Source organism: Polaromonas sp. P2_G11, assembly GCF_056403595.1.
On sequence record NZ_JBFUFE010000004.1, the window covers coordinates 237,819 to 250,425 of the forward strand.

General features: G+C 65.0%; 13 protein-coding genes. 8 read left to right on the top strand and 5 right to left on the bottom strand.

The features are described from left to right. Positions 1–17: 17 nt before the first annotated feature. Positions 18–485, bottom strand: a complete 468-nt coding sequence (locus AC1DWQ_RS15275) for a hypothetical protein (RefSeq protein WP_477670408.1) — start codon at positions 483–485, stop codon at positions 18–20. 84 nt (positions 486–569) lie between these two features. Then, complete coding sequence (locus tag AC1DWQ_RS15280; RefSeq protein ID WP_477670409.1) at positions 570–872, bottom strand: hypothetical protein; 303 nt, start codon at positions 870–872, stop codon at positions 570–572. 433 nt (positions 873–1,305) lie between these two features. On the opposite strand from AC1DWQ_RS15280, the gene AC1DWQ_RS15285 reads away from it, so the two are divergent. From AC1DWQ_RS15285 to AC1DWQ_RS15300, 4 genes are all read left to right on the top strand, one after another. Beyond that, the gene (locus AC1DWQ_RS15285) at positions 1,306–2,109 is read left to right on the top strand and encodes an endonuclease/exonuclease/phosphatase family protein (RefSeq protein WP_477647033.1); all 804 of its coding nucleotides are present in this window, start codon (positions 1,306–1,308) and stop codon (positions 2,107–2,109) included. 2 nt (positions 2,110–2,111) lie between these two features. Further along, a complete protein-coding gene (gene clsB / locus AC1DWQ_RS15290) occupies positions 2,112–3,389 on the top strand; it encodes a cardiolipin synthase ClsB (protein WP_477670410.1) in 1,278 nt (425 codons plus the stop codon). Between the two features lie 7 nt (positions 3,390–3,396). Beyond that, the gene (locus AC1DWQ_RS15295) at positions 3,397–4,428 is read left to right on the top strand and encodes a lysylphosphatidylglycerol synthase domain-containing protein (protein ID WP_477670411.1); all 1,032 of its coding nucleotides are present in this window, start codon (positions 3,397–3,399) and stop codon (positions 4,426–4,428) included. Between the two features lie 299 nt (positions 4,429–4,727). Continuing rightward, positions 4,728–5,669 (top strand): TIGR03915 family putative DNA repair protein, encoded by a 942-nt coding sequence (locus AC1DWQ_RS15300; RefSeq protein WP_477670412.1) that lies wholly within the window; start codon positions 4,728–4,730, stop codon positions 5,667–5,669. A 103-nt stretch (positions 5,670–5,772) separates the two neighbouring features. Here AC1DWQ_RS15300 and AC1DWQ_RS15305 read toward each other — a convergent pair whose 3' ends face one another. The 3 genes from AC1DWQ_RS15305 to AC1DWQ_RS15315 form a co-directional block, all read right to left on the bottom strand. Continuing rightward, positions 5,773–6,111 (bottom strand): hypothetical protein, encoded by a 339-nt coding sequence (locus tag AC1DWQ_RS15305; RefSeq protein ID WP_477670413.1) that lies wholly within the window; start codon positions 6,109–6,111, stop codon positions 5,773–5,775. Between the two features lie 143 nt (positions 6,112–6,254). After that, the gene (locus AC1DWQ_RS15310; protein WP_477670414.1) at positions 6,255–6,677 is read right to left on the bottom strand and encodes a PPC domain-containing DNA-binding protein; all 423 of its coding nucleotides are present in this window, start codon (positions 6,675–6,677) and stop codon (positions 6,255–6,257) included. 671 nt (positions 6,678–7,348) lie between these two features. Further along, positions 7,349–8,509 (bottom strand): metallophosphoesterase, encoded by a 1,161-nt coding sequence (locus AC1DWQ_RS15315; protein WP_477670415.1) that lies wholly within the window; start codon positions 8,507–8,509, stop codon positions 7,349–7,351. A 273-nt stretch (positions 8,510–8,782) separates the two neighbouring features. Between AC1DWQ_RS15315 and minC the strand changes: the two genes are divergently transcribed. The 4 genes from minC (at position 8,783) to AC1DWQ_RS15335 (ending at position 12,590) form a co-directional block, all read left to right on the top strand. Then, positions 8,783–9,583 carry a septum site-determining protein MinC gene (gene minC / locus AC1DWQ_RS15320; RefSeq protein ID WP_477670416.1) on the top strand — a complete coding sequence of 267 codons (801 nt, stop codon included), beginning with the start codon at positions 8,783–8,785 and terminating at the stop codon, positions 9,581–9,583. A 97-nt stretch (positions 9,584–9,680) separates the two neighbouring features. Next, positions 9,681–10,499, top strand: coding sequence for a septum site-determining protein MinD (gene minD, locus AC1DWQ_RS15325; RefSeq protein ID WP_348046637.1), 819 nt, complete (start codon positions 9,681–9,683; stop codon positions 10,497–10,499). 4 nt (positions 10,500–10,503) lie between these two features. Beyond that, positions 10,504–10,800 carry a cell division topological specificity factor MinE gene (minE, locus tag AC1DWQ_RS15330; protein ID WP_477670417.1) on the top strand — a complete coding sequence of 99 codons (297 nt, stop codon included), beginning with the start codon at positions 10,504–10,506 and terminating at the stop codon, positions 10,798–10,800. 83 nt (positions 10,801–10,883) lie between these two features. Continuing rightward, a complete protein-coding gene (locus AC1DWQ_RS15335) occupies positions 10,884–12,590 on the top strand; it encodes an ABC1 kinase family protein (protein WP_477670418.1) in 1,707 nt (568 codons plus the stop codon). Positions 12,591–12,607 lie beyond the last annotated feature (17 nt).

Below are 12,607 nucleotides of genomic sequence, written 5' to 3' on the forward strand. Positions count from 1 at the left end.
GCGCACCTTGCCCGCCTTTACTTCGAAGTGCCGCCGACGGCCGCATCACCCTGAACACTGCCCTGGACACGGGCACTGCCCGCAGCGTTATCCAGCTTGTTGTAGGTGCGCTTGGCGCCGCTCTTCACGGCGTTGCCGGTGCGGGCTACAGCCCGTCCGGTGCTGCGGGCGGTGTTGTCCACTGCAGCGGCGGCCCTGCTGCCTGCGGAGGTATCACCCTGAGCCGAGCCGGAAACATTGGCGCCGGCACCGAGCCTGCCGCTGGAAGATCCCGAGGGCCCGCTGGAGTCCGAGCTGGCGCCTGCCGCGGCATTCGCGCGAACGCCAGCGTCGATATTGGTGTTCTGGCCGGCCGAGACGCCGACCCCAACACCGGTGCCGACGCCCACACCGAGGCCCTGTGCAAAGGCGCCGGCAGAGCCGAACAACGCGGCTGCGGTCAACGCAGCGGCCGCAGGAATGGAACGCATAAAGTACTTGGACATATCAAACTCCTTCAAAAGGGTGATGGCAACGCGTCAGCGCGCCTTCAACCTGAAACTGTCATGGCGCAGAGGCAGCGCCTGGCCTTACTTGCTGGTACCGCCCGAATCCGTGGGGGCAGCGCCTGCAGTGGCGGCTTTGCTCTTGCGTGCAGCCCGTTTGGCTGCCTTGGCCTGCTTCTTGTCGGACTTCGCCGCCTGTTTTTCGGATTTGGCGGCGTCACGCTGCTCAGGCGTTTTGGCGGTTGCACCGGTGGAAACCGAGCCCGAGCTGTCGCTCGGTTTGCCCGCAGGATCGGTCTGCGCGTGTGCGGCTGCGCCAAACATCAGTGCGGCCGTCATGGCAGCTGCAAGGGAAAGGGTCTTCATGGAAGAGGGGGTTTTGAACATGGGAGTAGTTCCTTGGGTTGTGCTCGTAGGCTGGGTTGAAAAAACACGCCTGCCACTTCATCGGGCTAACGTTGAATTCAATCTAGCGGGCCGGGCCCGTCTGCCTTATCGGAGAGGCCCCCCGCGCCATGTAGGACACTGCGCCCGCGGGCTGTGGCCAAAGGCACGTCCCAGGCGCTTGCGTACGCCGCGCCCTGCCGCAAATAAGTTACTGTCCTACAGTCACTCCCAGGGCGCAGAATAACAATGGGTGCCAAGGCCTGTCCTGCGCCCTTTCCGCCTGCCTGTCTGGGCCTACTCGCTTATCTTTCCTATGCCGACTTCCACACCCGAATCCCCTTCGCCATCGCCTTCTTCAGCTTCGCGCCGCGGGCCCGACGCCCTGTCTGTCGCCGTACCCACCCGCTCTCCCGAAGCCGCCACGCCGATCGACATGGAAGCCGTCGAGGCCGACACGCAGACGGCGCTTGCAGCAGTCAGCGCCGACTCGTCGTTCTCGTTCAAGGTGCTCACGGTCAACATCCACAAGGGCTTTACCTTCTTCAACCGCAAATTCATCCTGCCCGAGCTGCGCGAAGCCGTTCGCGGCGTCGGGGCGGACGTGGTGTTCCTGCAGGAAGTGACGGGCAACCACGTCAAGCACCAGGACAAGTTCGACAACTACCCTGAAACCCCGCACTACGAATTCCTGGCCGACACCATCTGGCCGCAGTTCGCCTACGGCCGCAACGCGGTCTACACCAACGGGCACCACGGCAATGCCGTGTTGTCCAAGTTCCCCATCGTGCGTTTTGAAAACCTCGACGTGTCCATCAGCGGGCCCGAGCGCCGCGGGCTGCTGCATTGCGAACTGCAGATACCCGGCCGCAGCGTGAACGTGCACGCCGTCTGCGTGCACCTGGGCCTCATGGAAGCGCACCGCGAGCAGCAAATGGACATGCTGTGCGAACTGGTGCGCAACAACATTCCGCCGCATGCGCCCGTCGTGGTGGCCGGGGACTTCAACGACTGGCGGCACCGCGCCCATGCCCGGCTGGAAAAAGGCGCCGAGCTGCATGAGGTGTTTGTGCAGGCCAACGGCAAGGCGGCGCGCACCTTTCCCGCACGCCTGCCCCTGCTGCGGCTGGACCGCATCTATGTGCGCAACGCCATCGGCCACGCGCCGGTGGTGCTGCCGCTGCGGCCTTGGTCGCATTTGTCAGATCACGCGCCTCTCGCGGCAGAAATCGAGCTCTGAACATGAGTCGTTGGGTAAGCGGCAACCAGTTTCAGCTGCTTGAAAACGGCGAGGAGTTTTTCCCGCGCGTCTTTGAGTGCATTGCTGCGGCCAGGCGCGAGGTGGTGGTGGAGACCTTCATCCTGTTTGAAGACAAGGTCGGTGAAGAGCTGCACGCGGCCCTGCACCAGGCGGCGCGGCGCGGCGTGCAGATCGACCTGACGATTGACGGCTATGGCTCTCCGGACCTGTCACCTGAATTCATTTCGACCCTGACGCGGGCAGGCGTGCGCGTGCATGTGTTTGACCCGGGGCCCAGGCTGTGGGGCTGGCGCACCAACCTGTTTCGCCGCATGCACCGCAAGATTGTGGTCGTCGATGGCGAACGTGCTTTCGTCGGCGGCATCAACTATTCGGCGGACCACCTGGCCGACTTCGGCCCGCAGGCCAAGCAAGACTATGCCGTCGAGATCGAAGGCCCCCTCGTGGCCGACATCCACAGCTTTGTGCGCAGGGCCCTGGCGGCGGGCCAGCGCAATGCCGGCGCCGGCGGCGAAGCGCCCACGGGCTTGCGTGAACGGTTTTCCGAACGCGCCCGTTCCGTGGCCGGCACATGGCGCAGGGACGACGTGCCCGCGCCGGCGGGCGACGCCGCGGCGCTTTTTGTCACGCGCGACAACCGCAAACACACCAACGACATCGAGCGCCACTACCGCGCCGCCATCCGCACGGCGCGCCACCGCGTCGTGATCGCCAACGCGTATTTCTTTCCCGGTTACCGGCTGCTCAGGGAAATGCGCCACGCCGCGCGGCGCGGTGTGGACGTGCACCTCATCCTGCAGGGCGAGCCCGACATGGCGATCGTCAAGACCGCCGCCAGCATGCTCTACCACCACCTGCTGGACGCGGGTGTGCGCATTTACGAATACTGCGACCGGCCCCTGCATGGCAAAGTGGCCATGATCGACGACGAATGGGCCACTGTGGGCTCCAGCAACCTGGACCCACTCAGCCTGGCGCTCAACCTCGAGGCCAACGTCATGATCCGCGACCGCACCTTCAACAACGACCTGGGTTCGCGGCTGGACCACCTGATGCAGCACAGCTGCAAACAGATAGGCCGCCAGGACCTGGTGAAGCCCACGTGGTGGCGCACGCTGCGTAGCTACTTTGTCTTTCACCTGCTGCGCCGCTACCCCGCCTGGGCTGGCTGGCTGCCGGCGCACGCGCCGCGCATCACGCCCGCCCAAGCAGCCGCGCCAGAGGAACGCGAGCCGCCGCCCCAGGCCAAACCCATTTGAGCGCGTGATGGCCGAAAGCCGCACCTTGCCCACGCCCCATCCCCCCCGTCCGCCCGGCGAGGCGCGCAGCGGCAAGCCCCAGCCCGCCGCGCCGAAGAAAAAGGCCTGGTGGCCATGGCTCAGGCACGGTGCCACCGCCGCGTTCTTTCTGCTCATCGCCAGCCTGCTGTTCTCGCAGGCCCGCAAGATTGAATGGTCCCAGGTCCTCACCGCGCTGGAGGACTACCCCCTCACCGCCGCCTGGGGCGCCGTGCTGCTGGCCGTGGCCAGCTTCACGCTTTACAGCACCTTCGACCTGCTGGGCCGCCACTACACCCGCCACCCGCTACGCGCCCCCACCGTGATGGCGGTGACCTTCGTCAGCTACGCCTTCAACCTCAACCTCGGCTCCCTCGTGGGCGGCGTGGCTTTTCGTTACCGCCTTTACTCCCGCCTGGGCCTGGGCAACGGCGCCATCACCCGCATCATGTCGCTGAGCATGCTGACCAACTGGATGGGGTACCTGCTGCTCGCCGGCACGGTGTTTGCCTTGCAGCCGCCCACCCTGCCCCTGGACTGGCCTGTCACCACCAACTCCCTGCGCCTGATCGGTGCGGTGCTGCTGGCCGTTGTCGCGGGTTATCTCGGCATTTGCGCGTTTTCCCGCCGGCGCATGCTGCGGCTGCGCGGCCATGAGGTGGTGTTGCCCTCCGTGCGGCTGGCCGGCCTGCAGCTGCTGATGGGCGCCGGCAACTGGCTCATCATGTCCGGCATTATTTTCATCCTGCTGCAGCACCGCATCGAGTTTTCCGCCGTCGTCAGCGTGCTGCTGCTGGCGGCCATCGCCGGCGTGATCACCCACGTGCCGGCCGGCCTCGGCGTGCTGGAGGCCGTGTTCGTCGCCCTGCTGTCGCACGAGATGCCGCAGTACGAACTGCTGGCCGCGCTGGTGGCTTACCGCGTGATCTATTACCTGGTGCCACTGACCGTGGCGGTTGTGGCGTATCTCGCCATGGAAACCCACGCCAAAAAGCTGCGGCGGGCCCACAAAAAGCGCTGACGCCACCCCCGTCCAGGTCAAAAGCGCACGCTGCAGCATGTTTGGCACCGTTGCCGCCAGCCCGGCCCTTTTGGGCTGGTTTCAGCCTGATTTAGGCGACAAAGCCACAAAAGGCCAGGGATTTGCGCCCCGCTTTCACACCTGAACCACCAAAACACTGTATATTAATACAGTGAATTCCAGCTTACTGTCCTGGCAATGCGCCGCCCGCACCCAGGAAGTCGGCTCTTTTGCCTACACCCGCAGCGGTGGCCGCCGCCGCACCATGGGTGCTTGAATCGTGAAGAAAGGATGTGTCCATGGGCGTGATGAATGACCTGCTGACGAACGACCTCTTTCCACAAGCCATGCTGCCCGTCACGCTGCAGGGGCAGACGGACCTCGAGGGCTTTCGCCGTGCCGCACGCGGCCTGCTGGCACAAAACATCCTGCCCGGGCAAGTCAGCTGGCATTGCGGCACCACACCCGCTACTGAAGGCCCGCAGCCCACCGGCACAGCGCAGAGCCCCGCACTCAGCGACGCACCCACCGTCGCCGTGCCACCCGAATTTCTCACCCTGTGCCAGGCCGTCATCCTGCACAACAACCCGCAGCGCTTCAGCCTGCTCTACCGCCTGCTGTGGCGCCTGGTGCATGAGCCCGAACTGCGGCACAACCAGCTCGACGCCGACATGGCGCTCGCCCGGCAGATGGCCGAAGAGGTGCGCCATGACATGCAGAAAATGAAAGCCCAGCTGCGCTTTCACTCGGTGCAGGACGACACCTTTAAAACCCGCCCGCAAGGCGGCCCGCTGCATGTGGCCTGGTTCGAGCCGGAACACCACATCGTTGAAGCCGTGGCGCCGCTGTTTGCCCGCCGCTTTGCCCACATGCGCTGGGCTATCCTCACGCCTCAATGCAGTGTCGAGTCCGACTACCTGGGCCCGCAGGCTTCCGGCCACGGCCGGCACGCTGCGCCGGTGTTGCCCCCGGAAGAAGTACGACCAGGCCACAAGCCGGCCGACGCCCCGGCGTCCCTGCGCTTTGGCCCCGCCGCCGACAGGCAGACAGCCCCCTCACCCGACGCCAGCGAACAGCGCTGGCTCACGCAGTACGAACAGGTCTTTCATCCCGCACGCCTGCGCCGCCGGATGATGCAGAAAGATTCGCCGCAGCGTTACTACCGGAAAAACCGCAGCTCGGCCGGCGCCCGCAAGGTGCGCACACCGAAGGCTGCTGCCGGTCAGTCACTATCAATTTAATAGCTGCTTGCGCTTATCCCTATTGGGTCAGGGCGGTATTTGGCATTCATCCTTGATGCCACGCCATACCGCTCACGGGCTATAAACAGGCAGAAAATCCGCCTCAGGGCCTGGCAAGCGGGGGCCGCGTTGGCGCATTCGGCGGGGGCAATACCACATCACGGCCGTCGTTGCCCGGTGGCGTCACCGGGCGGATGGTCGAGTCACGCGGATCCGGCGGTGGGAGCGGCGCTTCGGGTTCAGACGCCCGGCGCGCCGGGTTGCGGTTCAGCGGATTCCTCAAGGGCGCCGTCGGCACTGCGGTATCGGGTGCCTCAGCTGGCTGTGTGGTCTGCGATGTCTGCGCTACCGCCCGTGGCCCTGTGAAAAGCGTCAATGCCAGTGCCAACACAGCGCCCGGCAGGGCGACGGCAGCGACGGAAAAGCGTGGTTGTTTCAACATGAACATGCCTCCTTGATGGTGGGTGCTGGTAGGTTGCGTGCATGGTAGTGCGTTAACACCACTCTACGCCTGTCCTCCACGCCCGCCATGGCCATGACGCCAGCGCGGCTGTCAGGGCCGGCCTACAGACGCGGCCTCTGCTTTCAAGACCAGGGCGTTGCCGGCTTCGCCACCAGTTCCTTGAACCCGGTCCGCGCGTCATGCTCACGCGCAAACACCCAGCCCTGCAACGACACCAGCACAATTTCAGCGGTCGTCCGCACAAGGCAACCCGGCATCACATGGCCACCACACATTTCTCCCCCTGCATTGGCCACGCTGGCATGCAGGTGCGCGCCGTCAGGGCTCAACGTGCCCGACAGCGTGATCAGTTCCAGCGGTTCCACCAGCACCGTCCCCTGCGGCTCGGCCGCATAGCGCAGCACGGCGCGAGACAGGCTTCCCACCGCAGAGATGACGCAAGCCGCGCGGGTGTTCTGCTCGGCCTGCAGCTGGGCGAATGCTGCGTCCAGGGCTGTTCGCAGGTCGTCGCCTGGGTTCAGGCGGAGAGTTAGGGTTTGGGGCATGGGTGGAGGGTAGACGATGTTGCTGTTGTTGTTCAAGCGGGGCGGACTTTGCTGAGGGTGGCTGGCCGGGGGTTGCCCGGCATGCAAGTAACTTTCTTTTGCTTCGCCAAAAGAAAGTCACCAAAGAAAAGGCGACCCTGCTGTCTGCGACCCTACGCTTCGCTACGGGCAACCTGCGGTGCTCGGTCCAGGCGGGGTCTCGCTCGAACTCGCCTTCGGCTCAGACAATCGCGATCCCTGATCCGCCTGAACCTGTGCTCCTCGGCGCAGACAGAAGGGGCTATCGGGAGCGGGGACCGAAGACAAAGACAAATACCAACTCCAATACCAACAAGGACACGCCATGGCGTGTCCTTGTTTCTTCCGGTATTCGGGGTCTTGTCTTCGGCTGTTTGGTATTCCTGTCTCCACCCCCCTTGTGGATGCGCCGAGGAGCGGAGGTCCAGACGGATCAGGGCAAAAACTTGTTTGAGCCGCAGGCGAGTTGTTTTTGACCCCGGCTGGACCGAGCACCGCAGGTTGCCCGCAGCGAAGCGAAGGGACGCAGGAACCAGGGTCGCCTTTCTTTTGCTTACTTTTCTTTGGCGAAGCAAAGAAAAGTGAGTTGCATGCCGGGCAACCCCCGGCCAGCAACACTCAGCAAAGTACGCACCCATCAAATCAACACAACCTCACCCAACCACCAACCTCAAAAAAGTAATCTCCGAAGGCGCCCCAAACCGTTTGGGCGGCCCCCAGTACCCCGTCCCGCGGCTCGTATAAACCCACAGGTTCTGCAGCTTGTGCAAGCCCGCCGTAAACGGCTGCTGAAACCGCACAAACAGGTTCCACGGATAAAACTGCCCGCCATGCGTATGGCCCGACAGCTGCAGGTCAAAGCCGGCTTTGGCTGCCGCCGCCGCACTGCGCGGCTGGTGCGCCAGCAGCACGCGCACAGCCTCCGCCGGCGCACCACGCAGAGCCGCCTCCGGGTCACTGCGATGAGCTGGGTCAAAATGCCCACCGCTGTAGTCCGTCACACCCGCCAGCACCAGCGGCGTGGCGTCCTGGCCTGCAGCAAGAAGAGGCGGGCGAATCACCACGTGCTGGTTCAACAGCACCGTCAGGCCCAGCCGGCGCAGCTCGTCAATCCACGCATGCGCGCCCGAGTAGTACTCGTGGTTGCCCGTTACAAAATACGTGCCGTGGCGCGACTGCAGTTCTGCCAGCGGCGCGACGTGCGAGGCCAGCTCGCTCACCTTGCCGTCCACCAGGTCGCCCGTAATGGCCACCACATCGGCATCCAGTGCATTGACCTTGTCGACAATGCGGCGCAAATACGCCTGCTTGATGGTCGGCCCCACATGGATGTCGCTGATTTGCGCTACGGTAAACCCCTGCAGCGCAGCGGGCAGGCCCTTGATGGGCACGTCCACCTTCACCACGGCAGCCGTACGGCGCGCATTCAGAAAACCCAGCACGGTGATCAGCCCGCCCAGCAGCGGCACCGCCTCGGCCGACACCGTGCGCAGCCACGCCAGCGGCAGGTGGCCGGGCGCCACGGCATCGGCCAGCCACAGCACCATCAGGGCCGCGTCACGCGCCACCGTCAACACCAGCAGCGAAGAAAACAGGCCCATGAAAAGCAGGCCCGCCCAGGTCAGCACATCGGCCAGAGGCTGCTTGGCCACACGGCCGGCCATCAGCCCCAGTGGCATAACCAGCGCCGACACCAGAAGGACCGCGGCAAACAGCCATTGCCCCGCGGGATACGCCCCCAGCCCGGGGAGAAGGCGTGCACCAATGTAAACATGGAGCAGCGCGGTTACAAGCGCCAGCGGCAGGAAGTTCATGAAATGTCCAGGGTAATGACGAGCTGATGAGCCCTGCACATGGGTACGGGCCGTGCGCATTCAATGCCGGGGGCCGCTTAAAGCAGGGCTGCCGCGCCGCACAACCGCAGCCACCCGCGCGCTACAAATTGCCGGCCAGCGTTTCATACGCTCACAAGTGCGACAAAGCGTGCGCGCGAATCAGCCCCTTCGCACGCTACCCTCGGCCATCTTTCCTCGCCCTCATTTTCCGCACCGGTCGCCCGTTGTCCTTCTGCCCATGACTTTCCATCCATGACTGTTGCCATACAGGCCACCACCCCCGCCACCTTCGAAATCAAAAGCGCCAACCTGCCCCTGGTGGCCTTGCTGCTCAAGTCCACCGACCTCGTCGCCCTGGCGCAAGAACTGCAAGCCCGCTTTGGCGACATTCCCGACTTTTTCGACCAGGACGCGCTGATGATCGACCTCTCGCCGCTGCAATCCGCCGCAGTGCGCAGCGGCCGCGCGGTGGGCGACATCGACTTCCCCGCCCTCATCACCCTGCTGGGCAGCTACCAGCTGGTGCCGCTTTCCGTGAAGGGCGGCAACCCCGCGCAAATGGCGGCCGCCCTGCAAGCCGGGCTGCTGCCCGTGCCCGACGCCCACCTGCTGCCCGACCGCCCCGCTGCGGCAGCACCGGTGCAGCAGCAACAGCCAGCACCGCCCGTGGTGGTGGCCGCGCCCGCCGCCGCCCCGCTGGGCGCCCTGGTGGTCGACAAACCCCTGCGCTCAGGCCAGCAGGTGTATGCACGCGGCCGCGACCTGGTGGTGCTGGCCATGGTCAACGCCGGCGCCGAAGTCATTGCCGACGGCCACATCCACGTGTATGCGCCGCTGCGCGGCAAGGCCATGGCCGGCGCGCGCGGCAACACCGAGGCACGCATTTTTTCGCTGGCGCTGGAAGCCGAGCTGATTTCGATTGCCGGCGTGTACCGCACCGCTGAACACCCGCTGCCCGAAGGCCTGGCAGGCCAGCCCACGCAGGTGCGGCTCGTTCCCGCAGAAGAAGGCCAGGAAGGCGACCGTCTCGTCATGAATGTGTTGGCCGCATAGACATGGCCCCACTCTTTTCACTTCGCCTGCGGCCCGGCAAAGCCGGTTCCGCGGCCCCGGCTGAAATATCTATCGCTTTCAAAAGGACTTTTATCTGATGGCAAAAATCATTGTGGTCACCTCCGGCAAGGGCGGCGTGGGCAAAACCACCACCAGTGCCAGCTTTGCAACCGGCCTTGCCTTGCGCGGGCACAAAACCGCGGTCATCGACTTCGACGTGGGCCTGCGCAACCTCGACCTCATCATGGGCTGCGAGCGCCGCGTGGTGTACGACCTCATCAACGTTATTCAGGGTGAAGCCACGCTCAACCAGGCGCTCATCAAAGACAAGCAGTGCCACAATCTCTTTGTGCTGGCCGCCTCGCAAACGCGCGACAAAGACGCCCTGACAAAAGCCGGCGTCGAGAAAGTGCTGAAAGACCTGGGCGAGATGGACTTCGAGTACATCGTCTGCGACTCCCCCGCCGGCATTGAAACCGGCGCGCTCATGGCCATGCACTTTGCCGACGAAGCCCTCATCGTCACCAACCCCGAGGTCTCCTCGGTGCGCGACTCCGACCGCATCCTCGGCATGCTTTCAAGCAAAACCAAACGCGCCATCGACGGCGGCGACGCCATCAAGGAGCATTTGCTCATCACCCGCTACAACCCCGGCCGCGTCGACCAGGGGCAGATGCTCTCGCTGGAAGACATCCAGGACATCCTGCGCATCAAGCTCATCGGCGTCATCCCCGAATCCGAGTCCGTGCTGCAAGCCTCCAACCAGGGTGTGCCGGCCGTGCACATGAACGGCAGCGATGTGTCGGAAGCCTACAAGGACGTGGTCGATCGTTTCCTCGGCGACAAGGACAAGCCCATGCGTTTCATCGACGCGCAAAAACCCGGCCTCTTCAAGCGCTGGTTCGGGGGGAAATAAAACGATGGCGTCCTTCCTGTCCTTTTTTCTCGGCGAAAAGAAAAAAACTGCCAACGTCGCCAAGGAGCGGCTGCAGATCATCCTGGCGCACGAACGCACAGGGCGCGGCCATGAGCCCGACTACCTGCCCGCGCTGCAGCGCGACCTCATCGCCGTGATCGCCAAGTACATCCGCATCGACCCGCACGACATCAAGCTGCACCTGGAGCGCCAGGACAACCTGGACGTGCTGGAAGTGAAGATCGAGCTGCCCGACAAGAAGGAAAAATCCGGCGCCTCAGCCGCCGCAGCCCGCAAATAGAGCACGCCAGAAAACCCGCCGCGCCTGCCCTGCAATTGACAAAAGGCAAGCCCGCCAACACAACTCAGGGCTATCATCATTCGATGTTGATCGGGACCTTCGGCGCTGCGCGTGACATGACGCGCCTGGCAGAAATCGCCGGCGTGCTGGTTCGCCACGGCTTTGGCGACAGCGTGCGCCGCCTCGGCCTGGCCGACAGGCTTGAACGCGCGGGCCATGCGCTGCATTGGGACGGCGTGGCCGACCTCGCCCGCATCAGCCCCGCCGAGCAGGTGCGTCTGGCCATGGAAGAGCTGGGCCCCACCTTTGTCAAGCTCGGGCAAGTACTCGCCGGGCGCGCGGATCTCTTCGGCCCCGAATGGATCACCGAGTTCGAAAAACTCCACAGCCACGTGCCGCCCGTGCCGCTGGCCCTCCTGCTGCCGCAGCTGCGCGAAGACCTGGGCGGCGAGCCCGAAACCGTCTTCGCCCGCTTTGACGCCACGCCGCTGGCGGCCGCCTCCATAGCGCAGGTGCATCGCGCGCAGCTGCACGACGGCACAGAAGTCATCGTCAAGATCCGCCGCCCCGGCATCACCGAAGTCATCGAAGCCGACCTGCGCCTGATGGAGCGTCTGGCCTCCATGGCCGAGGCAGAGCTGCCCGCACTCAAACCCTACCGCCCGCGCCAGCTGGTGCGCGAGCTCGCCAAGTCGCTGCACCGTGAGCTCGACCTGGCCGCCGAATGCCGCCATGCCGAGCGCATCGCCGTCAACATGGCGCCGCTGCCCTATGTCGTGATCCCGCGCGTGCACTGGGCCCACACCGGCCCGCGCGTCAATGTGCAAGACCTGGTCGAAGGCGTGCCCGGCAGCGCACTGGAGCAGCTCACGCCCGAGGCCGGTTTTGACCGCGGCGAACTGGCCCGCCGCGGCGCCCGCGCCGTGCTGAAAATGATTGTGGAAGACGGCCTCTTTCACGCCGACCCGCATCCCGGCAATGTGTTTTACCTGCCCGGCAACGGCATCGCCTTTATTGATTTCGGCATGGTCGGGCACTTGACCGCGCGGCGGCGGGAAGAGCTGCTGCAGCTGCTGCTGGGCCTGGTCGAGCGCCAGCCGCAAGCCGTGGCCGACGTGCTGCTCGACTGGACCGGCGACGAGCATGGCGTCAACCTGTCGCAGCTTGAGTCCGAAATCGAAACCTTCGTCGACCAGTACCACGGCACGCCGCTGGCCCAGCTCAGCCTGGGGCAAATGCTGTCCGATGTCACCGCCATCCTGCGCGAGCACCACTTGGGCCTGCCGCCTGACCTGGCGCTGCTGATCAAGGCCTTCATCTCGCTCGAAGGGATGGGCCGCGGGCTGGACCCGGGCTTTCACATGGCCACTGAAGCCACGCCACTGCTGCGGCAAGTGGTGCGCGCCCGCTACCAGCCCAAGGCCCTGGCCACCCGGAGCTGGCAAACCTTCAGCCGCGCGCTGGCCCTGGCCGGGCAGCTGCCGCATGATCTGTCGCGCCTGCTGCGCAACGCGCGCCGCGGCCGCGTGCACGTGGGCATAGAGCTGGCCCACCTCAAGCGCGTGGGCGACCAGTTGGACCGCGCCGCCAACCGGCTGGCTATGGCGCTGGTGATCGCCGCGCTCATCATCGGCTCGTCCATCGTCATGACGGTGAAGGGCGGGCCCACGCTGTTTGGCCTGCCGGCCTTCGGCTTTCTGGGTTTTACGGGCGCCATGGCCGGCGGCATATGGCTGGTGCGCGCTATCTGGCGCAGCAGCCGCAGCAGCAACGGCGTTGAAGAGGACTGAGGGCCCGGGCTGAAACT